Raw genomic sequence first — 26,893 nt, 5'->3', positions numbered from 1 at the left:
GAAGAAACTGCTTTTAGAACAGGAGATGAAACAGTTGAAAAAAGTTTTATTTTTACCTCTTCTAAAAATGCCTTCTGGCCATCATCAAGTGGCAGAGGCGTTAATGGATATATTGGAAAGAAGAACAACAAATATTTGTTATAAAAAAATAGATTTATTAAGTTATACAAACGAACTATTAGAAAAAGTGGTCACAGGCACGTATTTGAAATGGATTCGTTATGCTCCAGAAACGTATAATATGGCATACAAACATCTCTTTTATGAACCGCCTGTTCATTCATTCAAATGGTATCATCACGTATTCGCAAAAAAAATGGAGCACTTAGTTAAAGAAGAAAATCCGGATTTAATTATATGCACACATGGATTTCCTTCTTATTTGCTCAGCCAATTAAAAGCAAAAGGCAAGTGCAATGTTCCTATTATAAATGTCTACACGGATTTCTTTATTAATAATTTATGGGGAAAAGAAGAGATTGACTTTCACTTTCTTCCTAGTGAAGAAGTAAAAAGAGGGCTTCGTGCTCAAAGTGAAATTCCACTTCAAAATATGATGGTTACAGGGATACCGATACATGAAGAAATAACAAGAACAAGAACTGTTAAGCATCATGGTAACGGAAATATTTTAATTGCTGGAGGCAGCAGCGGCTTAGGCAATATTATGGATTTCTACAATGATTTAAAAGACGCGCACCATTTTCATTACTTTGTCTTATGCGGCAAAAATCAAAAGTTATATGAAGAAATCAAAGGGTGGGAACTACAGCACGTTACACCAATTCCGTACATTTCATCACGTACAGAAATGAATGAACTGTATGAACGAGTGGATGCTATTGTAACAAAGCCAGGTGGTATCACGGTTAGTGAAGCTCTTCGTAAGAGTTTACCAATTTTTGTTCACTCCGCTTTACCAGGTCAAGAAGAAGTGAATTTACGCTATTTAACAGAACGAAACTTAGTTCAAGAACTAAAGGCGGATCAATCCTTAGAAAACCAGTTGCAGACAGTGCTGCAGGATGCTGATAAAATGAGCACATTATATAACGCGATTGCTGCTTACCATAAAGAAATCGAAGCACAAACGCCTGAAGAACTTTTAGCAGTAGTCAATTGGATTCTAGGTGAAAAGCAAACGATTGGTCTTCATGCGTAAAACATTCATGTTTACAAACAATAAGGATAAGCTAAAGAACAAGTATGTTGAAAAAGTAGGGTTTAGATAAAAAAACAAACATCTTTTGAAAAAGGTGTTGTTTTTTTATCTAAAGAAGCTATTCTTTCACTTAAGACACGTGGTGAGAGGTGCATAATATGAAAGAGAAAATTTTAATTGTGGAAGATGAAGCGCAAATTGCGAAAGTGTTAAAGATTGAATTGGAATTTGAAGATTATGAAGTAGATATTGAGTACGACGGGAAAGCGGGGTTAGAGACGGCAATATCCTCTCAATATGACCTCATTTTACTCGACGTGATGCTTCCAAGTCTGAGCGGTATTGAGGTGTTAAGAAGACTTCGGAAAGCGGAAGTATTTACCCCAGTTATTTTATTAACTGCCCGAAATACGACGCTAGATAAGGTAATGGGATTAGACCAAGGGGCTAATGATTATGTGACAAAACCGTTTGAAATTGAAGAGCTGTTAGCGCGAGTTCGCTCTTGTATTCGCTATCGTTCGCTCGTAGAAGCATCAGGAACGAAAGAAGCTGAAGCAGAGCTCTTAACGATCAGTGATTTGACCATTAATCTTGAAACACGGGAAGTCCTAAGAAACAATGAATCCATTACGTTGACACCGAAAGAGTATGATTTAGTCGTGTATTTGCTTACCAATAAAAATAAAATTGTCACAAGAGAAGGAATTCTCACAAACGTTTGGGGCTATGAATATGAAGGAGAAACCAACGTAATTGATGTGTATATTCGCCACTTAAGAAAAAAAGTAGATGAAGGTTTTTCTACTTCTCTCATTCATACGGTGCGGGGCGTAGGATATATGATGAAAGAGGAGAAACATGAAGATCACGACGAAGATTAATTTGCTGACAACAGCATGGCTAGTGGTTATTTTATTAATCATGAACATCGTTGTTTTTTTCTCCTTTACTAAATCTACGGTGAATATGGAACAGGACATTTTATTCGAAAAAGCACGCGAGATTATTCAAAAAGGTCAGCAAGATCATTCCGTGGAGCTCTCGCCGGAGTTACTAAAATTTTATTTGACCAACCATTCATTTATCCGAACAGTCTCAGAAAATTCTACCGTCATTAACCAGGTATCAAATGATCCTCATCTGGTGAAAATTAAGCCCGAGTTTTCAAAGAAAAAAAAGGTGAAGCTTCGCAAAATTAGAGAAAAGCAAGTATTGGTTATTCGCATGCCTGTCAAAGTCAATAATCAAGTCGTTGAAACGCTTGAGATTGGTGAGCTCCTGACTGGTTTTGAAACCCGTAAAGATATTTTGCTATCAATTTTGATTTTTTGTTCGCTTGTGTCCATTTTACTGTCTCTTTTAGGAGGAAGATGGTTATCACGCGTCATTATGCATCCTATTAAAAATATGGTCACAACGATGAAAGAGATCGAAGAGAGCGGTGTTCCTAAAAAAGTCCTCATTCAAACGGAAACGAGAGATGAACTGCAGGGTATGACCGTTACTTTTAATCATATGATTGACCGCTTGCGAGAAAATATTGAAAAGCAAAACCAGTTTGTTTCCGACGCTTCTCACGAATTAAAAACCCCTCTAACCGTTATTCGCAGTTATTCTAATTTATTAAGAAGAAGAGGGATTAAAAATGAAGAAATTACGCTCGATGCGATCGACACCATCTATGCAGAAGCAACCAAAATGCAAAAAATGATTGAAACGCTGCTTGATCTGGCAAGTGTGGAAAAAGAACAAACGCTTGATATGAAGCAAACAGATCTTGTTCTTATTTTTGAACAAATCGTTAAGCAGCTGCAGCAGGTATACAAAAGAGAATTAGTTCTTCACTATGATCAAACGCCCATTATGATTGAAGTGGATGAACTAAAAATGAAGCAAGTGTTGATTATTTTGCTTGATAATGCAATTAAATACAGTACGGATAAAATCGAAGTGACCGTTGAAAAAAAGCAGGAAGATGTCATTATCAAAGTAAAAGACTATGGAATCGGCATTCCAAAAGAAGATCTTGCACATATTTTTGAACGCTTCTATCGAGTTGATAAAGCTAGAAGCAGAGCCACGGGAGGAACGGGGCTTGGACTATCGATTGCGCAAACTATTGTTCGTCAGCATAAAGGCGAGATTTTTATTAAAAGCGAAGAAGAACAAGGGACGGAAGTTGTGATTCATCTTCCCGTTTCATCTATAAACTGAAAAAGCCGCCATTAGGCGGCTTTTGTGTGATTATGATGCTGATTTTTCTCAGACTAAAGTATGAAAGTATTTCATTATAAAGTCGTTCGAAACGCAAGGACAAAGCGAATAAAATAAGAGTATCAACAATCAGTGGAGGTTTTAGTATGAGTTATACTCTTTTTATAAAAGCAAATGACAGATCGGCAAGTGAAGCGGTCAGCGTAAAATTATATGATGCGTTTTTAGAAAGCTATCAACAATCGCACCAAGGTGAAGAAATAATAGAGCTGAATTTGTTCAAAGAAGAACTTCCTTATTTAGGTGCTGACATGATAAACGGTCAGTTTAAATTAGCAAGAGGGCTAGAAGTGACGGCAGCGGAAAACAAAGCAGCAGAAATTGCTAATCGTTACCTAGAACAATTTGTGAAAGCTGATAAAATTGTCATTGCCTTTCCGCTTTGGAATTTTACCGTGCCGGCCGTGCTTCATACGTACTTTGATTATTTAAATCAAGCAGGCAAAACGTTTAAGTATACGCCAGAAGGCCCTGTGGGATTACTAGGCGATAAAAAAGTGATGTTATTAAACGCGCGAGGCGGAGTGTATTCAGAAGGTCCAGCAGCTGCGGTCGAAATGGCCGTTAAATATGTCAGCAGCGTACTTCAATTTTTCGGGGTCACGGATGTGAACTCTATTATTATTGAAGGACACAATCAGTTTCCAGAGCGTGCTCAAGAAATTATTGAAAGTGGCTTAAAGCAAGCAGCACAAGCAGCTAAAACATTTTAAATAATAGTAGTAAAAGAAGACGAGACAGAAGTATTTTAGGTGAAGGTATATCCGAACGATGAATCGTTCGGATTTTTTGCTGTATATCTTAAAAATTAATAGGTAAAATGAATAAATAAGATAAAAGATATTCGCTTTATCTATAGGAGGAGCAGAGATGGATGTTCGTCAGCTTAATTATTTTTTAGAAGTCGCTAAATTAAGGAGCTTTACTAAAGCATCTCAAAGTCTTCATATTTCACAGCCGACCTTGAGCAAAATGGTGAAAAACTTAGAAGAAGAATTGGAAGTAGAATTAATTGATCGATCCGCAAGACAGATTGATTTAACGGATGCCGGGGAAGTTGTGTATGCGCAAGGACAAAAAGTTATGGCATCAATTGATGAGCTATCGACTTATTTATATGATGTGATGAATTTGAAAAAAGGGATGATTAAAATTGGAATTCCTCCATTGATTGGAGTACTGTTCTTTCCAAAGATTATTAAAGGGTTTCAGCAGCTCTATCCAGATATCACAATTAAACTTATTGAATACGGAGCCAATCGTGTTCAAAAAGCAGTAGAAAAAGGAGAGTCAGACTTAGGTGTAGCGGTGCTTCCGGTAAATGAACATCTTTTTGATATTAATCCTTTTATCTCTGAAAAGATGCTTTTATATGTTCACCATTCTCATCCTTTGGCCTCTAAAACTCATGTGGAAATTAATGAACTAGCTCAAGAGAAATTTATTTTATTTAATGAAGATTTTACGCTTCGCGACCGGCTTATTCAGGCGTGTCAACAAGCCGGGTTTGAACCTAACGTAGCTTACGAGAGCTCTCAATGGGATTTTATTGGTGAGATGATTGCGGAAAACTTAGGTGTATCTATCTTTCCACAGTCCATTGCAGCAAAAGTGGATTCTGCTATCGTAAAAGCAGTTCCTATTACTAATCCTTCAATTTCATGGGATTTAGGATTGATTTTTAAAAAAGATAAATATATTTCATATGCCTCTAAACAATTCCTCCACTACATGAATGAACAGCATTCTGTTTTATATAGATAAAATGCATATGTTGTATTGAATATATGTATTTTACGAAAGAAAGAATGTGCGTTAAAGTAGATAGTGTAGAAAACATACAAGAAAACAAACATTGATTCCGCGCGGTGTCAGTAAAAAACACGGAGGCTGATTTTACATGGCACAAGATAGTTATCAAAAAGGTTTAGATAAATTAATGGAATATACGTTAACGAGTAACGATGATATTTCGACTCATTTAAAAATTACGGAAGACTTAAAAGACCTAGCTCCTGACGTTGGGAAATATATTATTGAATTTGCCTATGGAGACATTTATTCACGACCAGGTTTAACGAATAAGCAGCGAGCATTAGTTACCATTTCGTCATTGGTTACTCAGGGTACAGAGCCTCAGCTTGAGCTGCATTTAAACACAGGTTTAACAGCTGGACTAGAGCCGAATGAAATTGTGGAAAGCATCATTCAATTAATTCCATATACAGGTTTCCCTCGCGTGTTAAATGCTTTAAGCGTAGTCAAGAAAGTATTCGCTCAGCGCGACGTGGAAGTAGAGACAGGCGAAAAAGAACTAGTAGAAAATAAATAATAAGCACAAAAAAGACGCTCTAAAAGAGCGTCTTTGTTTATGCGAGCTGCTTTTGTTTGGTTTCTTTTCCTAGAAAAACAACCGAACCAACACCGATTAAAATAGCTGCACAAAAGATTGAGAACGTAATGGTTAAAGACGCACCTTGGGTTGACATATACCCAACTAACAGCGGTCCTAAAATTCCTCCAATTCGTCCAAAAGAAGCTGCCATTCCAGCTCCTGTGCCTCGAATAGATGTCGGATATTGCTCAGGTGTATACGCGTATAAAGCTCCCCAAGCCCCTAAGTTGAAGAAAGACAACAGCATACCTGCTGTTAGCAGCAGCCAAAGTGACTCCGCATTTCCGAAGATATATGCGCTGGCAGCCGTACCTAACAAGTATGTGACCAATACGAATTTTCGGCCCATGCGTTCAATAAACCAAGCAGCCGTATAATAGCCAGGCAGTTGAGCTAATGTCATAATCAATACGTATTCAAAGCTTTTGATTAAGCTAAATCCTTTAATGACCATGACGCTAGGTAGCCATAAAAACATGCCGTAATATGAAAATACAACGCAAAACCACAGAACCCACAGCATAATGGTAGATTGACGATAAGGCTTAGACCACACGCTTCTTACATTGTCTGCAATCGACGATTTCTTTTCCTTTGTCGCTTCCACAAACTTGGGAGAATCGGGCAGTTTAATGCGCAAATAAATGGCATAAAACGCTGGAATAGCCGTTAGGATAAGCGCTAGCTGCCACCCGTAAGCTGGGATTACAAAATAAGAAATAAGCGCTGCCAGTAGCCAGCCGAACGCCCAAAAACTTTCTAACAAGACGACCACTTTACCGCGCTTTTCCGGCGCCACGGTCTCAGACACAAGTGTAGAAGCAACAGGCAGCTCTCCTCCTAAACCCATTCCAATTAAAAATCGAAATACTAAAAAAGCAGCAAGGGTAGTAGTAAGAGCGGAAAGGCCGCTTGCCACTGAAAAAAGAACAAGAGTCACAATAAAAACGGTTTTTCGCCCAATTCGATCAGCCAGCAACCCGAACACCAGAGCTCCGACGGCCATTCCGATCGAGTTAACGCTGCCTATCCAACTCATTTCAGTAGGGGAAAGCCCCCATTCAGCGTGAAGAGCTGCAATGATAAAAGACAAAATGCCAACATCCATTGCATCGAAGAGCCATCCGAGTCCTGCGATGCCAAGCAGCTGACGTTCTGATAATTGTTTTGTTTTCATGTCTTCCTCCTAGAAGCAAAGAATTTTGCTTTAAGTTTACACCTGTCTTGACATAATGTCACGTCTATTTTAAAGAAAAAGTTCAAACGGAAAAGCTCTATACCTTATGGTATAGAGTTAATTTTATTCTCACATTTTATCGTAAAGCATTTTTCCAGGCCATGTATATGCCATATGACCGCCGTCTACCGTAATGCAATCACCCGTTACATATGAGCTGTCATCAGATGCTAAAAATAATACAGCGCCAGCTACTTCTTCGGGTTTGCCTAAACGGCCCATCGGATCGACCCATTCATATGCTTTTCTGAATTTTTTTCCTTCTTCAGCGCCTGATAAATCATCAAGAAGAGGTGTTTCGATTGTCCCAGGAGCAATTGAGTTAACGCGAATACCTTCACGAGCGTAGTCAATTGCCATAGTTCTTGTTAAGTTGGTAATAGCGCCTTTTGCCGCATTATAGCCAGAACGGTCTAAGTCTGCTGCCAGTCCGGATACGGATGAATTATTGATAATCGATCCGCCATTTTCTAACATCAGCGGAATAACGTATTTGCTTACAAGAAATGTTCCGCGTAAATCTACCGACATTAAGCGATCCCAGAGTTCTACTGGATATTCGTGAAGCTTGCCGCCTTCTGTGTCTGTCCCCGCATTATTAAAAAGAATGTCCACTTTTCCAAATTTCTTTTCAATTTGCGCTGTGAACTCTTTTACTTTTTCTTCTTCAGCTACATCGATATAGTAGGCGTATGCTTCACCGCCAGCGTCTTTAATTTCTTGTGCTACTTTTTTTACACCGTCTAAATTAATATCGGCACAAATAACAACCGCTCCTTCTTTCGCAAAGCGCTCAGCAGTTGCTTTTCCTATGCCAGAGCTTGACCCTGTAATAACAGCAATTTTTGATTCTAAACGTCCCAATTGTATCCCTCCGAAAAAATAAATATATAAGTATGTATGTTCATGTACCCATCTATTATTTTGATAAAACGTTGCTAGTTTATACGTATATGAATAGAAATAAAGAGAGGCAGCAAAACAAATCCATTGTATAATGAACAGCAGTATGTCAGAAAAAATGAGGTGTTTGCATGAAAGCAATCATAAAAAGCTTTATTAATGGACTCTTAACGATTGTCCCTATTATCCTTGTTATTTATATTTTGGTAAGAGTGTTTAATTTTTTAGACAGCATTTTAGGAAACGTATTGAAGCCCTATATGAAGCAGGATTATATACCTGGTATTGGAATCTTAGCAACGCTTGTCTTAATTACGTTCTTAGGGTGGTTATCCACCCGTTTTTTCGCTGGGAAAATCATTAACTTAATTGATCGATTGTTAGAAAAAATACCGCTTGTTAAAACGCTATATAGTGTCATTAAAGATACATTTCAATCTTTTCTTAGAGAGAAAAAGTCTTTTTCAAAAGTAGCTTTAGTGTCAATGCCCGGCACGTCAATGAAAGTCATTGGATTTGTGACCTCTGAAGAAGTAGAAGAGGTGATTCACTCGTTAAAAGACCACGTCGCTGTCTATGTTCCACAAACTTTTCAAGTGGCTGGTTTTACTTTTTTGATTCCAAAAGAAGAAATTGAATGGTTAGATATTAAGCCGGAAGAAGCAATGAAGTTCGTGTTATCTGGGGGAGTATCTAGTTCAAAAGCAGAAAAATAACAGAAGGCTTATTGAAGCCTTCTGTTATTTTTGTTGGAGTAAGGCTGTTAAAAGATTAAGCGGTTCTTCCAACGGTTTAAGTTCCGTTAAATTTCCAAGCATGCCTTTTACAATAGCAGCGGTAGGCTGCTCTTTTTTTAGCTCCGTTTGTAAAATGTAAAAGCTGTCTGCGTGTTCATCAGAAATATGATTGCTGGTGTCTAGCAAATGTTGAATTTCCTCAAGAGCTTGTTTTACCTGCTCATTTTTACTGAGAAAAGTCGTTCGTTCTTTTCCGTATATATCTTCACCAAAAGAAGCGGGAATAAGGGGACGAGGTTTTCTAACTAATAAATCTTCTACTAATACATCAACTCGGTCCATTATGTACTGCGCTACTTCTTTAAAGGTAAGCTCGTATTGATTGAAGATAATAATTTCTAAAAAGGAATGATGAATACCTTCAATCATTTTCGTTAAATCCGAGATATAAGGAGTTACGTCTTCTCCGTATACGCTAATGAGGCTTTTGCGATGAAAGTAAAACGTTTCTCGCTGCATTTTATGAACAAAAGTCTCCACTTCTTTGTTAAATGGAATAGATTTTTCACGGATTTGCATGATAATAAAATCTCTGTGCTCCGTAATAAATTCATAAAAATAGATGAGCTGATTCATATAGCGGATGCGGGCATCGTTTACTTCCTCGTCGAGAGCATAAACAGAGCTAAAGAGCTTTTCATAGTAAAAGTTTAGAATTGATAATAAAAGTGCATCCTTAGATTTGAAGTGCAGGTAAAACGCGCCTTTAGAAATATTGCATTCATCTACAATTTCTTGTACAGAGGTAGCATTAAACCCTTTCTTTGCAAAAAGCTTAATGGAAGCTTCAATTATTCTTTTTTCTTTTTCTTTCACGTATTCTACCTCCTTTATTGAACAATTTGGCCATTCATTTCGTTAGATAATAGTATCATACACTAAAAAAGATAAAGGTATATATCAAAGTTAAGACCGGGATTCAGTTCCTTTAAAAAACGATTTATCGTAAATATGTCTTTATTATGAACATGTTAGGAGAGAGCCTGCTTAGGGTTGACACTGACCGGTTAGTCATTTATATTTTAAGTTGTTGTGACCGATCAGTCAATTTTATTAGTATACATATATTTTAAGGAGGATATGCATTGGGGAAGTTTATTAAATTTTCATTGAAAAATAAATTTGCAGTATGGCTGTTAACGCTCTTTGTCATTATTGCAGGGCTGTATTCAGGGTTTAATATGAAGCTAGAGACCATTCCTGATATTTCAACGCCTGTTGTAACAGTCAGTGCAACTTATCCGGGAGCCACTCCGGAACAAGTGGCAGATAAGGTGAGTAAGCCGATTGAACAAAAGCTTCAGGGACTGAGCGGCGTTGATACAGTTAGCTCATCTTCTTATGAAAATATGGCTACCATTCAAGTTGAATATAGTTTTAGTAAAGATATGGAAAAGGCAGAAGACGAAGTTAGGCGAGCTCTTTCAAACGTAGATCTGCCAGATGATGTAGAGGAACCAAATGTTTCAAGACAAAGCATCAGTGATTTTCCGATTATTTCATTAAGTGTTTCAGATGATAAAAAATCATTAGAAGACTTAACGAAGTATGTAAAAAATACCGTTGTTCCACAAGTTGAAAAAGTGCAAGGGATTTCTTCGGTCAGCGTGTCAGGAGAACAAGTTGAAGAAGCAGAACTTGTATTCAAACAAGACAAGCTCAAGCAGCTAGGACTTGATGAAGATACGGTGAAAAAGCTTATTCAAGCATCCGATGCAAAAGTGCCGGCTGGCACGTATACGATGGATGGATCTCAAAAATCTGTTGTGGTAGACGGAAAGATGACAACAGAAAAAGATTTAGAAAACTTAGAGATTCCAGCTGTGCCTAGTCAAGGAGCTGCTCAAGGTCAGCAACAAGGAATGAGCCAGCAGCAGACACAAGGCGCCGTGCAGCAGGCGCCGTCCGCAGCTTCGATTCCAACTGTGAAATTAAAAGAAATTGCGGATGTTAAAGTGACGGGGAAAGCAGAATCCATTTCTCGCACGAACGGAAAACCTTCAATTGCTGTACAAGTTGTCAAAGCGAAGGATGCGAACACAGTAAATGTTGTAAATGATATTAAAGAAAAAATGAATAGCCTAGAAAAGAAAAATAAAGACCTTCACGTTGACAATATTTTTGATCAAGGTAAACCAATTGAAGATTCTGTTCATACGATGCTAAATAAAGCTATTATCGGTGCGGTCTTTGCGGTTATTATTATTCTTTTATTTTTACGTGATATTCGTTCAACGATTATTGCCGTTATTTCAATTCCGCTTTCGCTATTAATCGCCATTTTAGCGCTCAAATCAATGGATATCTCTTTAAATATTATGACGCTTGGAGCGATGACTGTAGCCATCGGAAGGGTTGTAGATGATTCCATTGTCGTTATTGAAAATATTTACCGCCGCATGGCTTATCAGGAAGAAAAGCTTAAAGGAAAAGATTTAATTGTCGCGGCGACGAAAGAAATGTTTGTTCCAATTTTCTCTTCTACAATCGTAACCGTGGCCGTATTCTTACCGTTAGGTCTCGTAGAAGGACCGGTAGGAGAGCTATTCTTACCGTTTGCGTTAACGGTTGTTTTTGCACTGTTAGCATCACTGCTAGTAGCGGTAACACTCGTGCCAATGCTTGCTCATTCGTTATTTAAAACAAATGTAAAAGTCAAAGAAGAAAAGCCAAGCAAACTAGCGCACGGATATAAGCGAATTTTGAACTGGACGCTAAACCATAAGCTTATTTCCTTTGGGTTAGCCGTACTACTGTTAGTAGGAAGTTTATTTTTAGTTCCTTCTATTGGGGTTAGCTTTTTATCATCCGATCAAGAAAAAACGCTGACGCTTACGTATACACCGAAAGCCGGACAGTCTCAAAGCGACGTAGAAAAAGCAGCGAATCGTGCAGAAGCGTACTTGATGAAGCGAGATGGTGTCAAAACGGTTCAGTATTCGTTCGGTGAAGGCAACTCTTTTAATCCGGGAAGCAAAAATAACGTTTTAACATTCGTGCAATATGACGAGGATACACAAAACTTTGATAAAGAGCAGGACAAAGTATTAAAAGCTCTTAACAAACAAGCGAATCAAGGTGAATGGGGCTCAATGAATACGGCGTCTAGCGGCAGCAATAATTCATTAAACGTCCTTATTTACGGAGATAGCTTAGACGAAATCAAACCTTATGCTGATAAAGTTCAGCATGTTTTAGAAAAGCATAAAGAACTGAAAAATGTCGATTCTACGCTTTCAGATACGTTTGATGAATATACGCTAGTACCGAACCAAAAGAAAGCCGCTGAACTCGGCTTGTCTGCTAGTCAAATCGGCATGCAAATTTCGAACCTTGGACAGCGTGAAGTATTAACAACTATCCAAAAAGACGGAAACGAAATTAACGTGTACCTTCCAAAAGAAAAAGAGGATTTCTCTACTTTTGCCGAACTTTCAAGCACAAAAGTAACCTCTCAAACTGGACAGGAAGTCACATTAAATGAAGTTGTCGACATTAAAAAAGGGAAAACGTCGAATACGGTAACGCGCCGTGATAATAAAATTTATGCAGAGGTAAGTGCCGATATTAAGAGTGACGATGTAGGCGGTGTTTCTTCTAACGTCCAAAAAGAAGTGAAGAAAATTGATTTGCCAAGTGATATGGACATTAACTTTGGCGGAGCATCAGAGCAAATTAATGACTCATTTAGTCAATTAGGAATTGCTATGCTCGCCGCCATCGGTATTGTGTACTTCGTACTAGTACTGACATTTGGTGGAGGTTTAGCGCCATTTGCTATCTTATTCTCACTTCCATTTACACTTATTGGTGCGCTAGTGGCGCTTTTAATCTCTGGGGAAACGATCAGTATTTCTTCGATGATTGGAGCTCTTATGCTAATTGGAATCGTGGTAACAAATGCGATTGTTCTGATTGACCGCGTGATTCATAAAGAGCAAGAGGGTCTTTCAACGCGTGAAGCTTTACTAGAAGCTGGAATGACACGTCTTCGCCCAATCTTAATGACGGCTATTGCAACGATTGGTGCACTGCTTCCATTAGCTTTTGGATTTGAAGGTGGAGGCCTTATTTCAAAAGGGCTAGGGGTTACCGTGATTGGAGGACTAACAAGTTCTACGCTGCTTACGCTCATTATCGTTCCAATTGTCTATGAGTTTTTTATGAAGTTTAAGCGCAAAAAAGTAAAAGAGTAGAAGCAAAACAAATTTCCGCTTTTGAGGTGAATAGCGATGAAGTCAATTGATAAACTAATGAAACAGCTGATCCAACAAGGAATTAAAGCAAAGAAAGTGACGATTGATAAATCAAAGCGCCAGCAGTGGATGTCCATGTCATTGCCTAAAACGGCATGGCAGCATTCAAAATAAAAAAGAGCTGACTTAGAGTCAGCTCTTTTTTTATTAACGATCTGTATCTTCAAATGATCCTTCTTGATAGGCGTCGCTTACTTGCTCATGTGTTTCTGCTAGACCTTGCGAGAGTGCATCTTGTCGGTTATAATCTTCTGTTTCGAACTGGCGGTCAGCCATTTCATTTGTATCTGGCTGCTTTTTAGGCTGTTTTTTTGAATTCATTTTCACCACTCCTATTTAATAAAGTGAGACCACGTTTAGTGTGCGATGAAAGGAAATACATTATACATGAAAGAAAGAGCTTCGATTCGTCGAAGCTCTTTCTTTCATATTATTGTTGTTTTTTATCTAAGAAGATTTTTTCAATATCATCAAGGACGATATTAGCTGCTAAAACACCGCCTGCTGTATTCCAAGTAGCATCATCTACTTTATGAACATGATTTTCTTGAGCCACTTTTAGCTTTTTAAAGAGAGGATCGTTTATCCATTCTTTTTCAAGCTTTGTTGCTTCACCGTCTCCTGTTTCATAAGAGAAGTAGAATAGCTGATCACCGTCCATTGCCGGAATGCGTTCTTTTGTTGCATTCATTTCCGCAAAATCATCCTTGTCTTGAGATTCAGGGCGAGCAAAGCCAAGCTGATCTAAAATAACGCCTGAGAACGAATCTTTATGATAGATACGAACGTCTCCGGCTGTAAAGCGTACAACTGAGATTTTTTGTTTTAACTGATCACCAAGGCGTTTCTTTAAATCCGCTACGCGGTTGTCGTAGTCCGCTAATACTTCCTTGCCTTTTTCTTCTTTATTTACCGCTTTTGCATATAGCTTAAAGTTTGATTTCCAGTCTCCGCGCAGCTCGTCAGAAAATACAGTCGGAGCAATTTGACTTAGCTGATCGTAAACTTTTTCTTGGCGCATCTTATTTCCGATAATCAAGTCAGGCTTTAAAGCAGCAATTGCTTCTAAGCTCGGCTCGCTTTCTGTACCTACACTTTTAACGCCTTTCATTTGACCTTTAATATGGTCATACCACGGATTTCCTAACCATGATTGAACAGCACCAACAGGCTTTACACCCATTGCAAGAAGAGCTTCAGTACCTTCGTTTGTTAAAACGACCACTCGTTTAGGTGTTCCTTTAATGTCTGTTTTATCCATTGCGTGTTTTACTGTATAAGTTTCGCCAGAACCCTCAGTTTTTTCTTTTTTATCACCGTCAGCGCTGTTTGAATTACCGCAGGCTGCCAGCACAAGCAGTGTCATAATGGTAAGAATGGATAACAAATATGACAACTTGTTTTTACGATATGTATTCACGTCTTTTCCCCCTTGTGAGTGATAATGATTTTCATTAACAATTAAGATAATATTCTAACTTTTAAGCGGTGTCAATTAAAAAATGAAAATGATTCTCAAAATCATTGACACTTTTTTCAATGTTTCCTAAACTAAAGGTTAGATATATATAGGAATCATCTTAGAGGAGAGCAATGAAAATGATGCTACGCAGTGTTCAAATGAAAGTAATGGGGCTCATCATTGGAATCATGCTGCTTTTAATCTGTATTGGATTAAGTATCGTACTGGGATACACAGATACAAGTATCAAAACAGCATTTGAAGCTTTTCAAGCGTTTAACGGTTCGAATGAGCACATAGTTATTCAAAATATTCGATTGCCGCGCGCTATAATCGGTGCTGTGGTAGGTATTTGTTTAGGAATTGCAGGAGCAATGATGCAGGCGTTAACGAAAAACCCACTTGCTTCACCGGATATTATTGGTGTGAACGCTGGGGCCAGCTTTTTTATTGTTGTTGCAGTGATGATTTTTTCGGTCAATTCACTTCAAGCTTTTACATGGATTGCATTTGTAGGAGCGGCATTAACCGTAGTGGTTGTCTATTTTCTTGGGTCCATCGGAAAAGAAGGATTAACGCCTATTAAACTGACGCTCGCAGGAGCGGCTATTGCAGCCTTTTTCTCTTCTTTAACACAAGGACTGCTGGCTGTGGATGAATCTTCGCTTGATCAAGTCCTTTTTTGGCTGGCTGGGTCTGTGCAAGGACGCAAGGTGGAAATGCTGTATGGCATACTGCCTTATGTAGTGCCAGCAATTATTGTTACTTTTTTTATCGCTTCAAAAATTAATATTTTAACGATTGGTGAAGATGTAGCTAAAGGATTAGGTCAAAGAACGGCTCTTGTCAAAATTATAAGCGGGATCATTATTGCGATCTTAGCCGGGGGAGCCGTTGCAGTAGCCGGTCCGATTAGCTTTGTAGGAATCATTGTTCCTCACGTTGTAAGAGCAATTGTAGGACAAGATTATCGCTGGGTATTTCCCTATAGTGCGGTTGTCGGCGGGATTTTAATTTTATTAGCTGATGTTGGCGCAAGGTACGTCATTATGCCTCAAGAAATCCCTGTTGGAGTCATGACTGCTGTTATTGGTACACCTTTCTTTATCTATATGGCAAGGAAAGGGGCGAAGGCGTCATGAAAACATACTTATCTCTTCGTTTAAAGAGAATTTCATTTTTAGTTAATATAAAAGCTGCTCTAATCATTATCGGATTTTCAGCTGTCCTTGTTGCACTCTTTTTGGTAAGTGCAGGTACGGGTGACTTATTTATCAATCCTTTTCGTGTGATTAAAATTTTAGCGGGGCATGGATTGGAGTTTGAACGGTTAGTTGTTACCTCCTTTAGACTTCCGCGCATTATCGTTGCCATTTGTGCCGGTATTTGTTTAGCCATTGCCGGTGCTATCTTGCAGGGGCTTGTGAGAAATCCGCTTGCTTCACCAGATTTAATCGGATTAACAGGAGGAGCGTCAGTCGGTGTGGTGTTATTTTTGGCACTATTTAGTGATAAAAGCAACTCGTTAACCGTAAGTATTAATTGGATGCCTGTTAGCGCATTTTTAGGTGCGGTGGCAGTGGCGCTTTTACTTTATGTGTTTGCCTGGAAAAATGGCGTCTCTCCTATTACACTAGTATTAATAGGAATTGGATTAACAGCGCTAACGAAAGCTATGACCACGCTGTTTATGATTATGGGTCCTATCTATCGCGCCAGTCAGGCAAATATTTGGATTACGGGAACGGTGTATGGCTCAAACTGGGCCAGTGTTTCCGTACTAGTTCCTGTTACAATAGGGCTGGTTATAATCACGATTTTAATGATTCGAAATTTAAATGTTCAAGAATTAGGTGAAGAAATTGCGACTAACGTTGGAAGTCGCGTTCAAAAAAATCGATTGGCACTATTGCTAATGAGCACAGCTTTAACAGGAAGCGCCGTTGCATTTGCAGGCGGAATTAGCTTTGTAGGATTACTTGCTCCACATATTGCCCGAAAGCTTGTAGGTTCATCATTCGGAGCTTTAATACCGCTATCGGCACTAATCGGAGCGATTTTAATCACAGCAGCAGATTTAATTGGCCGAACATTCTTCTTACCAATCGAAGTGCCAGCAGGTGTATTTACAGCTGCAATTGGTGCACCGTACTTCATTTATTTACTATATAAACAAAGAAACGTATAGCATTCTTTGTAGAAGGAGCGATTCGCATGCATTCATTAGAAACAAAATCGCTAACATTATCATATGGAGAAGCGATGATTATAGATGAGCTTGACGTTACCATCCCAAAGGGTGAGATTACGGTTTTTATCGGCAGTAATGGATGCGGAAAATCTACGCTGCTGCGTTCACTAGCAAGATTATTAAAGCCACATGCCGGCTCTATTTTACTAGAAGGCTCTAAAATTTCTTCTCTTCCTACAAAGGAAATTGCAAAGCAGCTAGCAATCCTTCCGCAAGGTCCTGTTGCACCTGAAGGGCTGACAGTGCTGCAGCTTGTTAAGCAAGGGCGCTATCCGTATCAAAATTGGTTCCGTCAGTGGTCTCAAGAAGATGAAGAGAAAGTACAAAACGCGCTTGAAGCCACAGGTTTAGCAGACTTGGCTGACCGTCAAGTTGATTCGCTTTCCGGAGGACAGCGTCAGCGCGCATGGATTGCCATGACATTAGCGCAAGATACGGATATTATTTTACTTGATGAACCGACAACGTATTTAGATATGACGCATCAAATTGAGATCTTGGACTTGTTGTTTGAACTGAATGAAAAAGAAAATCGTACCATCGTAATGGTGCTGCATGATTTAAACCTAGCCTGCCGCTATGCTCATCATATTGTGGCGCTTCAAGATAAAAAAATCTATGCACAAGGAAGACCAGAAGAAGTCATTAACTGCGATTTAGTGCAGCGAGTTTTTAATATGAACTGTGAAGTGACGGTGGATCCGTTATTTGGAACACCTCTTTGTATTCCTCATGGGCGCGGACGATGTATTGTGAATAAGCTGCGAGTTGAAACACAGCATGCTCAGTAGGAATGAGCAAAGCGAGTTAGCAGAAAAATTCCGCTGTACGTTTAAAGATAACTCGCTGTACAGGTTGTCTCCCTCCAGCTGCATGGATGGAAGTGCGCTGAGGGTGCAGCTGCTATGGATTCAACAGACGATGGAGGCTGCTAACTTGAGAGCAGCGGCTTCCATGCTAGCGAAGCGATATAGCTTTGTTGCGGTGGCGGCTTTGTATTCATTTATTGTGTTTCAAAAAAAGATAAACGCATCGATTAAAAATATTTCGTTGCATACAGAAGACGCTGAAACGATGTGGCTTCCAAAAGTATTTATCTCAGAAATTGAGACAATAGAAGTAACAGAGGACAATCGGAAAATTCTTCTTGATGAACTTCTTGATGAATTGTTTGCTCATCAAATTGAGCCGATATGGTCAGCACTGCGTAAAGTAACAAAAATTTCAAAGCTGACGCTGTGGGAAAACGTAGCTGTTTATATCCACTGGCTTTATGATTTGCTTTTAGCAAAGGAAGAAATAGACAATGTGGAAGTGAAAAAAGATTTACGATACGTGTTGGAAGAAGCTGAGGGTCATCACTTTGGTTCATATCATCATAATCCGCTTGCTCGGTACAGTTCACTTCCTCAATATGTAGAGAAGCAAAAGCAGGAGATAAGAGTTCGGCAAACGTGCTGTCTGTCTTACCAGACAGGAGATAAAGAGACTTATTGTCGAACGTGTCCGGTTATTTGTAAACCAAAGAAAGGAGTGATTGTGCATGAATAAAACCTTTCAAGAGCAATTCGACGGTTTGATTGAAAAGTATACGGAACTAATGGTTGGTAAAAGTGACGAGCAGCTGCAGGAAAAAGTGAAAATGTGGGCACTTTACAACCATATCTCAAAATCTATGCCGCCTTTAACAAAGCATTGGAATCAATTATATCCAGAAGCAAAAGCGGAGATGGTCGAGATTGTGAAGGAAATAAAAGAGCTGAATGAAGCGCATCGAGCGTCACAGCGAAAACCAGAATAAAAAACATTCATCACGAAGCTGATGGATGTTTTTTTATCAAAAAAGCCCCAGGTCGCTTTTTGATCTAGTGTGCATATGTTAATTAAGGGTGCCTATCTATCTGATTGATAAAATGGTAAAATTAATGATAATTGGATAAAATTTGTGAGGTGTATGACAAGTGAAGGCGGGGGGTTGCTTTGGAACAAACGATAAGAAACTTTTTTTTATTGTTATCAAAAAGCAAAAAGTTAACAAAGCTGGCTAAGCGCTATGGCTTACGTTTTGGAGCAGCACGTTTTGTTGCAGGGGAAACCATCGACGAAGCGGTTAGTGTGATAAAAAGGCTAAATGAAAAGGGGTTAAAAGTAACGATTGATTATCTGGGAGAATTTGTGGAAAGTGAAGCTGAAGTCGATCATGCAGCGGCTCAATGCATAAAGGCCATCCACCTTATACACAAAGAAAGATTAGATTCAGAAATTTCTTTAAAATTAACGTCTATGGGACTGGATATTTCAGAAGATTTAGCGCTTCATCATATGCGGCGTATTCTTGAAGAAGCGGAAAAACATAGCGTATTTGTGACGATTGATATGGAAGACTATAAGCGATGCAGCAAGACGATTAAGCTATTTAAACAATTAAAAAATGAGTATGAACACGTAGGGACGGTGCTTCAAGCATACTTATATCGTACAGAAAGTGACGTCCGTGAATTAGATGCTTATGCTCCTAAATTAAGGTTAGTGAAAGGTGCGTACAAAGAAGCAGCAGACGTGGCGTTTCCTGATAAAGAAGACGTGGACGAAAACTTTCAAAACATCATTGGACTTCACTTATTAAACGGCCACTACACAGCAGTTGCTACTCACGATGAACGAATCATTCAGTATACAAAAGAGTTTGTTAAAAAGCATGGAATTTCAATGAATCAGTTTGAATTTCAGATGCTATACGGCATTCGATCAGAAAGGCAAGTTCAGCTCGTAGCAGAACAATATAAAATGAGAGTGTACGTTCCTTATGGAACGGACTGGTATGGGTATTTTATGAGGCGCCTTGCAGAAAGACCTGCAAACGTCGCATTTGTCTTAAAAGGAATCGTAAAAAAATAATAATGAAATGGTCGTGATGACAAAGTAAGAAATAATCAAAAATCGAACATGATTCGATTACTCATGTTCGATTTTGAGGTTAATGTCCTTGAGTATTATGCTTTGTGTACTGTTGGTTTTGAGATGTCTTTTTGCCGCGACCGTGCGGTTCATTAACCGGTCCAGCATTTCCTTTAACGCTTGCTGCGCTTACGCCTGCTGACGATGGATCCTTCTTTAATTTGCTCACAAAATCACCTCCTGTGTATTAAGATAACCAAACACATTAAAAATAGTTAGAGATAATATTGTGAATATATTGCGAAAATTTAAAAAATGTTTTATAGTAAAAACAGAGATTAACTGTGACTCTCTTTTTTTACACATAAAATGAATGACCATTCATTCAATATATTAAAGGGGATGTGGGGATAATTATGAACATAAAAAAAGCCGCCGTTTTAGGTTCAGGAGTTATGGGCTCTGGAATTGCAGCTCATTTAGCAAATGTAGGAATTCCAACGCTTTTGCTAGACGTGGTTCCAACTTCATTAACAGCAGACGAGGAAAAAAAACAGCTAACGCTTGAAGATAGGCAAGTGAGAAATCGGTTGAGTACAACTGCTCTAGCTAAATTAACGAAGCAAAAACCGGCGCCTTTAACGTCTAAGTCGTCACTATCGTTAATTACGCCAGGGAATTTTGAAGATCATTTGCAGCAGTTAAGTGAGTGCGATTGGATTATTGAAGTAGTAGTCGAACGTCTTGATATTAAACAACAGCTGTTTGAAAGAATTGACAGTGTGCGAAAAAAAGGCAGTATCGTAAGTTCAAATACTTCGGGAATATCCATCCATGAAATGGCCAAAGGACGCTCAGAAGATTTTAAAGCGCATTTCTTAGGAACGCACTTTTTTAATCCACCGCGTTATTTAAAGTTATTGGAAATCATTCCAACTCATGACACAAAATCAGAAATTGTTGAATATATGAAAACGTTTGGTGAAGATGTATTAGGTAAAGGAGTAGTTATTGCAAAAGATACGCCTAACTTTATCGCCAACCGTATTGGTACGTACGGTTTACTTGTGACCGTTCAAGAAATGTTAAAAGGTAATTACAGCGTGGGAGAAGTTGACTCTGTGACGGGTCCCTTAATTGGAAGACCAAAAAGTGCAACGTTTCGAACGTTAGACGTAGTGGGACTAGACACATTTATTCATGTGGCCAACAATGTGTTTGACAAAGTGGAAGGCAAAGAAAAAGAAGTATTCGATGTGCCTTTATTTATGAAACAAATGCAGGAAAATGGCTGGCTAGGAAGCAAGTCAGGGCAAGGCTTCTTTTTAAAGAAAGGCAAGGAAATTCTAGAACTTGATCCTAGTACACTTCAATACGTCGAGAGAAAGAAGTTAAAAACAGTTTCTACGGAATTAAGCAAGCAGGCAAAAGGGCTGCAAAACAAAATGAAAGCGCTTATATACTCCGATGATCGTGCTGGGCAGCTTCTTTGGAACATCATCAGTCCCGTTCTTGTGTATGCAGCTCAGTTAAAAGATGAAATTGCCGGCGATATCGTGGCCATTGATCAAGCTATGAAGTGGGGGTTTGGCTGGAAACTGGGTCCGTTTGAGACGTGGGATGCAATTGGTTTAGAAAAATCAATGGAGAAAATGGAGCAGGAGGGCTTAGCAATTCCGCAGTGGGTAAAACAAATGCAGGAAAACGGATTTACAAGCTTTTATAAAGAAATGGAAGGTCAAACGCTTTACTACGAAGATGATGAGTATAAAGCGGTAAAAGAAAATAAAAAGGTGATTCACCTGTCGTCTTTACGCTCTCAAAATAATGTCATTTTAGAAAACAGCGGAGCGAGTTTAATTGATTTAGGAGATGATGTGGCGTGCCTGCAGTTCACTTCTCCTAACAATGCAATTGGGCTAGATATTATCAGTTTATTAAATCAGTCTCTCGAAGAAGTGAATAAGAACTATAAAGGGCTGGTCATAGGAAATCAAGGGAAAAATTTCTGCGTTGGCGCTAACTTAGCTATGATTTTAATGGAAGCACAAGATGACAATTATTTTGAAATTGAATTTGTTATTAAACAATTTCAACAGGCAATGATGAAGGTGAAATACAACGAGAAGCCGGTTGTTGCAGCTCCGTTTGCAATGGCTCTTGGAGGCGGAGCAGAAATTTGCTTGCCGTCAGCTAAAATTCAAGCTTCTGCTGAAACTTACATGGGCCTTGTAGAAGTAGGAGTCGGACTCATTCCTGGTGGAGGAGGTAACAAGGAGCTTTATATCAAACAGTTAAGTGGTTTACCTAACGGTGTAACGCTCGACCTTCAGCAAATTGCGAATAAAACATTTGAAACAATTGCTACTGCAAAAGTATCCACTTCTGCTGCAGAAGCTAAACAGCTAAATTTCTTAAATCGCCACGATGGCATCAGCGTAAACGGAGATCACTTACTGAATGACGCGAAGAACTCAGTCCTTGCTTTACATGACACGGGCTATAAACCGCCTGTAAAAGCTAAGGTTCCTGTCGTTGGAGAAACAGGATATGCAACGTTGCTGCTAGGAGCTCAATCCATGAAGTATTCAGGATATATATCAGAACATGATTATAAAATTGCTAGTAAGTTAGCATTTGTGTTAGCCGGAGGACGTGTAGCGTTTGGTTCCGAAGTTGATGAAGAGTATTTGCTGGACTTAGAGAGAGAAGCATTTTTAAGCCTTGTTGGAGAAGCGAAGTCTCAAGAACGTATGCAGCACATGTTAGTTAAAGGAAAACCACTGCGCAATTAAGGGGGAGAAAAAATGAGAGAAGCAGTTATTGTAGCAGGTGCTAGGACACCGGTCGGAAAAGCAAAAAAAGGTTCATTGGCAAGTGTTAGACCTGATGATTTGGGTGCCATTGCGGTTAAAGAAACTCTTCGCCGAGCAGGCGGATACGAAGGACCAATTGATGATTTAATTATTGGTTGTGCGATGCCTGAAGCAGAACAAGGTTTGAATATGGCTCGAAATATTGGCGCTCTTGCAGGTTTGCCTTATACGGTGCCAGCAATAACGATTAATCGCTATTGTTCATCAGGTTTGCAAAGTATTGCCTACGGTGCAGAGCGAATTATGCTAGGGCAAGCCAAAGCAGTGTTAGCTGGAGGAGCAGAATCAATGAGTTTTGTTCCGATGTTTGGAAACGTAGCGCGTCCGAATGCTCAGCTGGTTGAAAATGCGCCGGAGTATTATATGGGCATGGGACATACAGCAGAACAAGTGGCGATGAAATACGGCATTTCACGTGAAGACCAGGATGCATTTGCTGTACGCAGCCATCAAAAAGCAGCAAAAGCGCTTCAAGAAGGGAAGTTTAACGACGAAATTGTTCCCGTGGAAGTGACGCTTCGAAAAATCGATGAAAACAATAAGCTCCGTGAACAAAAGCTGATGTTCTCTCAAGATGAAGGAGTTCGTCCTGGCACAACTGCGGACGTATTAGGGAAACTTCGTCCAGCCTTTTCAATTAAAGGATCCGTAACAGCTGGAAACTCTTCGCAGACAAGTGACGGAGCTGCATCCGTTTTTCTAATGGATAAAGAACAAGCTGAAGCAGAAGGCTTAAAGCCTTTGCTTAAGTTTCGCTCATTTGCAGTTGGAGGAGTTCCGCCTGAAGTAATGGGGATTGGCCCGGTAGCTGCCATCCCTAAAGCTCTTAAACTAGCAGGGCTGGAGCTTTCTGATATCGGGTTGTTTGAATTGAATGAAGCATTTGCTTCTCAAGCACTCGGCGTTATTCGTGAATTAAATATTAATGAAGATAAAGTAAATGTAAACGGAGGCGCTATTGCCTTAGGTCATCCATTAGGCTGTACGGGAGCTAAGCTTACTCTTAGCTTAATGCACGAAATGCAGCGTCGGAATGAGCAGTTTGGAATTGTCACCATGTGTATTGGCGGAGGAATGGGAGCTGCTGGTGTATTTGAGTTGTTAGCATAATCATTTCAAAGGGGGATATAAACATGTCAAATAAAACAAAACAAATGATTAAAGGTGGAAGCTTTTTAATTGAAGAAGGCGATGCAAGCCGCGTCTACACGCCGGAGGATTATACATCTGAACAAAAGATGATTGCCAAGACGACAGATGAATTTGTAGAAAATGAAGTCCTTCCACAAGTGGAATATTTAGAAAAGCATGAGTTTGACCGCTCTGTAAAGTTATTAAAACAAGCTGGTGAATTAGGTTTACTTGGTGCAGATGTACCGGAAGAATACGGTGGACTCGGTTTAGATAAGATTACCTCGGCTTTAATTGCTGAAAAAATGTCTCGAGCAGGCGGATTTTCCATCACTCATGGTGCTCACGTAGGAATTGGGTCATTGCCAATCGTCTTATTTGGAACAGAAAAGCAAAAACAAACATATTTACCTGCTTTAGCAGTTGGGGGAAAAATAGCAGCATATGCGTTAACTGAACCTGGGTCTGGTTCCGATGCTCTCGGCGCTCGAACAACGGCTCGCCTTAACGCAGAAGGCACACACTATGTGTTAAATGGAGAAAAGCAGTGGATTACGAATGCTGGATTTGCTGATGTGTTCGTGGTGTATGCGAAAATCGACGGCGATAAATTTTCTGCTTTTATCGTGGAGCGCGAATTCCCAGGCGTTTCGGTTGGACCGGAAGAGAAGAAAATGGGAATCAAAAGTTCATCAACAAGAACATTAATTCTTGAAGATGCGCTTGTTCCAAAAGAAAATGTGCTAGGTGAAATTGGAAAAGGTCATGTGATTGCGTTTAACATTTTGAATATTGGGCGCTATAAGCTTGGAGTTGGAGCAGTTGGAGCAGGAAAACGTGCATTAGAAATTACGTCTCAATATGTTAATCAGCGTCAGCAGTTTAAAACGCCAATTGCTAAATTCTCATTAACACAAGAAAAGTTAGCCACAATGGGTTCTAAATTGTATGCAACTGAAAGCTCCGTATATCGTACGGTAGGACTTTTTGAAGACCATATGGGCCAGCTTTCAGAAGAACAACAAAAAGACGGAAAACAAATTGCTGCTTCCATTGCTGAATATGCTATCGAATGTTCATTAAATAAAGTGTTTGCCACGGAAGCTCTTGACTACATTGTAGATGAAGGCGTGCAGCTTCACGGAGGCTACGGTTTTATGAGTGAGTATGAAATTGAGCGTCTGTATCGCGATTCTCGCATTAACCGTATTTTTGAAGGAACAAATGAGATTAACCGTCTTTTAGTACCAGGCACATATTTACGCAAAGCGCTAAAAGGAGAGCTTCCACTGCTTCAAAAAGCACAAACGCTTCAAGAAGAATTGATGATGCTTATGCCGCAGGAAGTAGGAAATGAGCCGTTAGATCAAGAAAAAATGCTTGTGCAAAACGGGAAGAAAATTGCGCTCTTGCTTTTGGGATTAGCTGCACAAAAGTATGGCAAAGAATTAGAGAAAGAACAAGAAATTCTCGTTAATATTTCCGATATGATCAGTAACGTATATGCAATGGAATCTACTGTTTTACGTACTGAAAAAGCCATTTCCAAAACAGGAGCAGATCAGAATAGCTTAAAATTAAAGTATACTCAAGTATTTTGCCAAGAAGCATTTAATCGAATCGAAGCAGATGCAAAAGAAACGTTAATTGGCGTTGAACAAGGTGATACGCTTAGAGTTATGCTTTCGTCTCTTCGCAAGTTAACGCGCTATACACCAATCAATGTGATTAGCGTAAAGCGTGAGATTGCGAAAACGCTTCTAGAAGTAGAGAAGTTCACAGTTTAAGGAAAAAGGAGCTCGTTTTGCGAGCTCCTTTTTGTTTAAGAAGCCTCTATCTAGGTAAATGATAAAGGATGTGTTAAAATACGAAAAAAGCTTAAAATAAAGGGTGGTTGACGAAATGTCATTATTTTTTTATTCATATCCAAAGTGTGGGACGTGCCGAAAAGCAAAGAAGTGGCTGGATGATAACGGAGTAGCGTATGAAGAAATTCATATTGTAGAAAACCCGCCAACAAAAGAGCAGCTGCAGTCTTATTATGAGAACAGCGGCTTAGAATTAAAAAAATTCTTTAATACAAGCGGTAAAAAATATCGCGAATTAGGGCTTAAAGATAAAGTAAGCAGTGCAAGTGAAGATGAACTTCTGTCTATTCTTGCGTCAGATGGCATGTTAATTAAGCGTCCGCTGCTAACAGATGGACAAAAAGTAACGCTTGGTTTCAAAGAAGAGCAGTTTGAAGACGTGTGGAAGTGAGTTTTCAAATAGAAAATTTTTACCTTTTACGTTACACTGTTAATAGGAAGTTATTTTAGGTTGTAGAAAGTGTTCTCCACGTTGAAGGCGCTTTTTATATAAACAAATTACGATACATATTTTGGAGGGATTAAGATGAGTACACCAAAAGATTTGCGTTATTCTGAAGAGCATGAATGGGTAAAAACAGAAGGAGACGTTGTCCGCGTAGGTATTACACATTTCGCTCAAGCTGAGCTTGGAGACATCGTATTCGTTGAACTGCCAGAAGTAGGAGCAACAGTAGAGGCTGACGAGCCGTTTGGCAGCGTTGAATCAGTAAAAACAGTTTCTGAGCTCTATGCACCAATTAGCGGTGAAGTTGTAGCAGTAAACGACAACTTAAGCGATAGCCCTGAACTGGTTAATGATTCTCCATACGAAGAAGCATGGATGATTACAATCAAACCATCTGATTCTTCTCAAGTAGACAAGCTAATGACAGCAGAGCAATACGAAGAAATGACAAACGAAGGATAATATTCCTCCATAAATTGTCTTTATGAAAAATTTTTGACTGGACACTCTATTAGTAAACAAACTAAAGGAGTGTCTTTTTATGTTTGAAAAACAAAAAATGGACGTTACAGATCGCGTTACAGCTAAATTTCATGACGGCGGTATGAAATTATATGTTGATAAGCAGCCAATTGGTGAAGTTAGTTACGGAACAAGCGGCAATGAATACCGCTTTGAAGAAGGATATTCGCAAGAAAATAATAAGTTCTACCAATATACGGACGTACAAAAAAAAGGTGAAACGCAAAAATATACAGACTGCGACGAAGAAGCAGGATGGTGCTAAACAGTGGCAACTGCCGCTGTTTTTCTTGTTTTATGGAAACAATATGGCCTGAGCTGCCTTTAAAAACAGTTCTTTCTTGCAAATTTCTTTTAAAAAACAGGTGAACTGTGATACATTAACGAATATTGTATAGCATAAAGAAATG

Annotated in this window: 27 protein-coding genes; 21 read left to right on the top strand and 6 right to left on the bottom strand. The window is 39.1% G+C overall.

Features of this window, described 5'->3' with window-relative positions; all coding sequences use genetic code 11:
- The first annotated feature begins 34 nt into the window (after window positions 1–34).
- The 6 genes from N178_RS07590 to N178_RS07565 all read left to right on the top strand — a co-directional run bounded on the left by N178_RS07590 (window position 35) and on the right by N178_RS07565 (window position 5,771).
- Window positions 35–1,162 carry an MGDG synthase family glycosyltransferase gene (locus N178_RS07590; protein ID WP_045291630.1) on the top strand — a complete coding sequence of 376 codons (1,128 nt, stop codon included), beginning with the start codon at window positions 35–37 and terminating at the stop codon, window positions 1,160–1,162.
- Window positions 1,163–1,320: 158 nt separating this feature from the next.
- Complete coding sequence (locus N178_RS07585) at window positions 1,321–2,046, top strand: response regulator transcription factor (RefSeq protein ID WP_045291629.1); 726 nt, start codon at window positions 1,321–1,323, stop codon at window positions 2,044–2,046.
- A complete protein-coding gene (locus N178_RS07580) occupies window positions 2,024–3,379 on the top strand; it encodes a sensor histidine kinase (RefSeq protein WP_045291627.1) in 1,356 nt (451 codons plus the stop codon). The genes N178_RS07585 and N178_RS07580 overlap by 23 nt, the downstream gene beginning before the upstream one ends.
- Before the next feature lie 146 nt (window positions 3,380–3,525).
- On the top strand, window positions 3,526–4,152 hold the full coding sequence (locus N178_RS07575) for an FMN-dependent NADH-azoreductase (protein WP_045291626.1): 627 nt from the start codon (window positions 3,526–3,528) through the stop codon (window positions 4,150–4,152).
- A 157-nt stretch (window positions 4,153–4,309) separates the two neighbouring features.
- Entirely contained in the window at window positions 4,310–5,203 is an 894-nt protein-coding gene (locus N178_RS07570) for a LysR family transcriptional regulator (protein WP_045291625.1), read from the top strand.
- A gap of 136 nt (window positions 5,204–5,339) precedes the next feature.
- Entirely contained in the window at window positions 5,340–5,771 is a 432-nt protein-coding gene (locus tag N178_RS07565) for a carboxymuconolactone decarboxylase family protein (RefSeq protein ID WP_045291623.1), read from the top strand.
- A 37-nt stretch (window positions 5,772–5,808) separates the two neighbouring features.
- Here N178_RS07565 and N178_RS07560 read toward each other — a convergent pair whose 3' ends face one another.
- Both N178_RS07560 and N178_RS07555 read right to left on the bottom strand, forming a co-directional pair.
- Entirely contained in the window at window positions 5,809–7,011 is a 1,203-nt protein-coding gene (locus N178_RS07560) for an MFS transporter (RefSeq protein WP_045291622.1), read from the bottom strand.
- 129 nt (window positions 7,012–7,140) lie between these two features.
- On the bottom strand, window positions 7,141–7,935 hold the full coding sequence (locus N178_RS07555) for an SDR family oxidoreductase (RefSeq protein ID WP_045291621.1): 795 nt from the start codon (window positions 7,933–7,935) through the stop codon (window positions 7,141–7,143).
- Window positions 7,936–8,105: 170 nt separating this feature from the next.
- On the opposite strand from N178_RS07555, the gene N178_RS07550 reads away from it, so the two are divergent.
- A complete protein-coding gene (locus N178_RS07550) occupies window positions 8,106–8,690 on the top strand; it encodes a DUF502 domain-containing protein (RefSeq protein WP_045291619.1) in 585 nt (194 codons plus the stop codon).
- Between the two features lie 24 nt (window positions 8,691–8,714).
- Here N178_RS07550 and N178_RS07545 read toward each other — a convergent pair whose 3' ends face one another.
- The gene (locus tag N178_RS07545) at window positions 8,715–9,587 is read right to left on the bottom strand and encodes a TetR/AcrR family transcriptional regulator (RefSeq protein WP_045291618.1); all 873 of its coding nucleotides are present in this window, start codon (window positions 9,585–9,587) and stop codon (window positions 8,715–8,717) included.
- A gap of 269 nt (window positions 9,588–9,856) precedes the next feature.
- Between N178_RS07545 and N178_RS07540 the strand changes: the two genes are divergently transcribed.
- Together N178_RS07540 and N178_RS26960 are read left to right on the top strand one after the other, a co-directional pair.
- The gene (locus N178_RS07540; protein WP_045291617.1) at window positions 9,857–12,967 is read left to right on the top strand and encodes an efflux RND transporter permease subunit; all 3,111 of its coding nucleotides are present in this window, start codon (window positions 9,857–9,859) and stop codon (window positions 12,965–12,967) included.
- Between the two features lie 36 nt (window positions 12,968–13,003).
- Entirely contained in the window at window positions 13,004–13,141 is a 138-nt protein-coding gene (locus tag N178_RS26960; RefSeq protein WP_014457868.1) for a hypothetical protein, read from the top strand.
- A gap of 33 nt (window positions 13,142–13,174) precedes the next feature.
- Here the strand turns inward: N178_RS26960 and N178_RS25800 are convergent, their stop codons facing one another.
- On the bottom strand, window positions 13,175–13,348 hold the full coding sequence (locus N178_RS25800; RefSeq protein ID WP_013085357.1) for a YozQ family protein: 174 nt from the start codon (window positions 13,346–13,348) through the stop codon (window positions 13,175–13,177).
- Between the two features lie 109 nt (window positions 13,349–13,457).
- Window positions 13,458–14,447, bottom strand: coding sequence for an ABC transporter substrate-binding protein (locus N178_RS07535; RefSeq protein ID WP_080890158.1), 990 nt, complete (start codon window positions 14,445–14,447; stop codon window positions 13,458–13,460).
- A gap of 179 nt (window positions 14,448–14,626) precedes the next feature.
- Between N178_RS07535 and N178_RS07530 the strand changes: the two genes are divergently transcribed.
- From N178_RS07530 to N178_RS07505, 6 genes are all read left to right on the top strand, one after another.
- Entirely contained in the window at window positions 14,627–15,631 is a 1,005-nt protein-coding gene (locus tag N178_RS07530; RefSeq protein WP_045291616.1) for a FecCD family ABC transporter permease, read from the top strand.
- Window positions 15,628–16,677, top strand: a complete 1,050-nt coding sequence (locus N178_RS07525; RefSeq protein ID WP_045291614.1) for a FecCD family ABC transporter permease — start codon at window positions 15,628–15,630, stop codon at window positions 16,675–16,677. The genes N178_RS07530 and N178_RS07525 overlap by 4 nt, the downstream gene beginning before the upstream one ends.
- 26 nt (window positions 16,678–16,703) lie before the next feature.
- Window positions 16,704–17,531, top strand: a complete 828-nt coding sequence (locus N178_RS07520; RefSeq protein ID WP_013059664.1) for an ABC transporter ATP-binding protein — start codon at window positions 16,704–16,706, stop codon at window positions 17,529–17,531.
- Complete coding sequence (locus tag N178_RS07515) at window positions 17,521–18,291, top strand: IucA/IucC family C-terminal-domain containing protein (RefSeq protein ID WP_045291612.1); 771 nt, start codon at window positions 17,521–17,523, stop codon at window positions 18,289–18,291. The genes N178_RS07520 and N178_RS07515 overlap by 11 nt, the downstream gene beginning before the upstream one ends.
- On the top strand, window positions 18,284–18,541 hold the full coding sequence (locus N178_RS07510; protein ID WP_045291611.1) for a YusU family protein: 258 nt from the start codon (window positions 18,284–18,286) through the stop codon (window positions 18,539–18,541). The genes N178_RS07515 and N178_RS07510 overlap by 8 nt, the downstream gene beginning before the upstream one ends.
- A 179-nt stretch (window positions 18,542–18,720) precedes the next feature.
- Window positions 18,721–19,638 (top strand): proline dehydrogenase family protein, encoded by a 918-nt coding sequence (locus tag N178_RS07505; protein WP_045291610.1) that lies wholly within the window; start codon window positions 18,721–18,723, stop codon window positions 19,636–19,638.
- A gap of 79 nt (window positions 19,639–19,717) precedes the next feature.
- Here N178_RS07505 and N178_RS25795 read toward each other — a convergent pair whose 3' ends face one another.
- Window positions 19,718–19,867 (bottom strand): YuzL family protein, encoded by a 150-nt coding sequence (locus N178_RS25795; RefSeq protein WP_013059660.1) that lies wholly within the window; start codon window positions 19,865–19,867, stop codon window positions 19,718–19,720.
- A gap of 184 nt (window positions 19,868–20,051) precedes the next feature.
- Between N178_RS25795 and N178_RS07500 the strand changes: the two genes are divergently transcribed.
- From N178_RS07500 to N178_RS07475, 6 genes are all read left to right on the top strand, one after another.
- Complete coding sequence (locus tag N178_RS07500) at window positions 20,052–22,433, top strand: 3-hydroxyacyl-CoA dehydrogenase/enoyl-CoA hydratase family protein (protein WP_193377150.1); 2,382 nt, start codon at window positions 20,052–20,054, stop codon at window positions 22,431–22,433.
- Window positions 22,434–22,445: 12 nt separating this feature from the next.
- Window positions 22,446–23,624, top strand: coding sequence for an acetyl-CoA C-acetyltransferase (locus N178_RS07495; RefSeq protein WP_045291609.1), 1,179 nt, complete (start codon window positions 22,446–22,448; stop codon window positions 23,622–23,624).
- Window positions 23,625–23,647: 23 nt separating this feature from the next.
- Window positions 23,648–25,432 carry an acyl-CoA dehydrogenase family protein gene (locus N178_RS07490; protein ID WP_045291607.1) on the top strand — a complete coding sequence of 595 codons (1,785 nt, stop codon included), beginning with the start codon at window positions 23,648–23,650 and terminating at the stop codon, window positions 25,430–25,432.
- A 115-nt stretch (window positions 25,433–25,547) separates the two neighbouring features.
- Window positions 25,548–25,904 carry an arsenate reductase family protein gene (locus tag N178_RS07485; protein ID WP_045291606.1) on the top strand — a complete coding sequence of 119 codons (357 nt, stop codon included), beginning with the start codon at window positions 25,548–25,550 and terminating at the stop codon, window positions 25,902–25,904.
- Between the two features lie 135 nt (window positions 25,905–26,039).
- Window positions 26,040–26,423 carry a glycine cleavage system protein GcvH gene (gene gcvH / locus N178_RS07480; RefSeq protein WP_034648479.1) on the top strand — a complete coding sequence of 128 codons (384 nt, stop codon included), beginning with the start codon at window positions 26,040–26,042 and terminating at the stop codon, window positions 26,421–26,423.
- 79 nt (window positions 26,424–26,502) lie between these two features.
- Complete coding sequence (locus N178_RS07475; protein WP_045291605.1) at window positions 26,503–26,748, top strand: YusG family protein; 246 nt, start codon at window positions 26,503–26,505, stop codon at window positions 26,746–26,748.
- Window positions 26,749–26,893 lie beyond the last annotated feature (145 nt).

The sequence above is a fragment of the Priestia aryabhattai B8W22 genome (genome assembly GCF_000956595.1).
GTDB lineage: Bacteria > Bacillota > Bacilli > Bacillales > Bacillaceae_H > Priestia > Priestia aryabhattai.
The sequence above is the reverse complement of the archived record's forward strand: the minus strand, read 5'-3'. Positions and strand labels throughout refer to the sequence as shown.

Bases quoted from the DNA above. Each gene is read 5' to 3' on its own strand.
- N178_RS07585 (WP_045291629.1), top strand. From the start codon at position 1,321: ATGAAAGAGAAAATTTTAATTGTGGAAGATGAAGCGCAAATTGCGAAA.
- N178_RS07580 (WP_045291627.1), top strand. From the start codon at position 2,024: ATGAAGATCACGACGAAGATTAATTTGCTGACAACAGCATGGCTAGTG.
- N178_RS07575 (WP_045291626.1), top strand. From the start codon at position 3,526: ATGAGTTATACTCTTTTTATAAAAGCAAATGACAGATCGGCAAGTGAA.
- N178_RS07570 (WP_045291625.1), top strand. From the start codon at position 4,310: ATGGATGTTCGTCAGCTTAATTATTTTTTAGAAGTCGCTAAATTAAGG.
- N178_RS07565 (WP_045291623.1), top strand. From the start codon at position 5,340: ATGGCACAAGATAGTTATCAAAAAGGTTTAGATAAATTAATGGAATAT.
- N178_RS07560 (WP_045291622.1), bottom strand. From the start codon at position 7,011: ATGAAAACAAAACAATTATCAGAACGTCAGCTGCTTGGCATCGCAGGA.
- N178_RS07550 (WP_045291619.1), top strand. From the start codon at position 8,106: ATGAAAGCAATCATAAAAAGCTTTATTAATGGACTCTTAACGATTGTC.
- N178_RS26960 (WP_014457868.1), top strand. From the start codon at position 13,004: ATGAAGTCAATTGATAAACTAATGAAACAGCTGATCCAACAAGGAATT.
- N178_RS25800 (WP_013085357.1), bottom strand. From the start codon at position 13,348: ATGAATTCAAAAAAACAGCCTAAAAAGCAGCCAGATACAAATGAAATG.
- N178_RS07530 (WP_045291616.1), top strand. From the start codon at position 14,627: ATGATGCTACGCAGTGTTCAAATGAAAGTAATGGGGCTCATCATTGGA.
- N178_RS07525 (WP_045291614.1), top strand. From the start codon at position 15,628: ATGAAAACATACTTATCTCTTCGTTTAAAGAGAATTTCATTTTTAGTT.
- N178_RS07520 (WP_013059664.1), top strand. From the start codon at position 16,704: ATGCATTCATTAGAAACAAAATCGCTAACATTATCATATGGAGAAGCG.
- N178_RS07515 (WP_045291612.1), top strand. From the start codon at position 17,521: ATGCTCAGTAGGAATGAGCAAAGCGAGTTAGCAGAAAAATTCCGCTGT.
- N178_RS07510 (WP_045291611.1), top strand. From the start codon at position 18,284: ATGAATAAAACCTTTCAAGAGCAATTCGACGGTTTGATTGAAAAGTAT.
- N178_RS07495 (WP_045291609.1), top strand. From the start codon at position 22,446: ATGAGAGAAGCAGTTATTGTAGCAGGTGCTAGGACACCGGTCGGAAAA.
- N178_RS07490 (WP_045291607.1), top strand. From the start codon at position 23,648: ATGTCAAATAAAACAAAACAAATGATTAAAGGTGGAAGCTTTTTAATT.
- N178_RS07485 (WP_045291606.1), top strand. From the start codon at position 25,548: ATGTCATTATTTTTTTATTCATATCCAAAGTGTGGGACGTGCCGAAAA.
- gcvH (WP_034648479.1), top strand. From the start codon at position 26,040: ATGAGTACACCAAAAGATTTGCGTTATTCTGAAGAGCATGAATGGGTA.
- N178_RS07475 (WP_045291605.1), top strand. From the start codon at position 26,503: ATGTTTGAAAAACAAAAAATGGACGTTACAGATCGCGTTACAGCTAAA.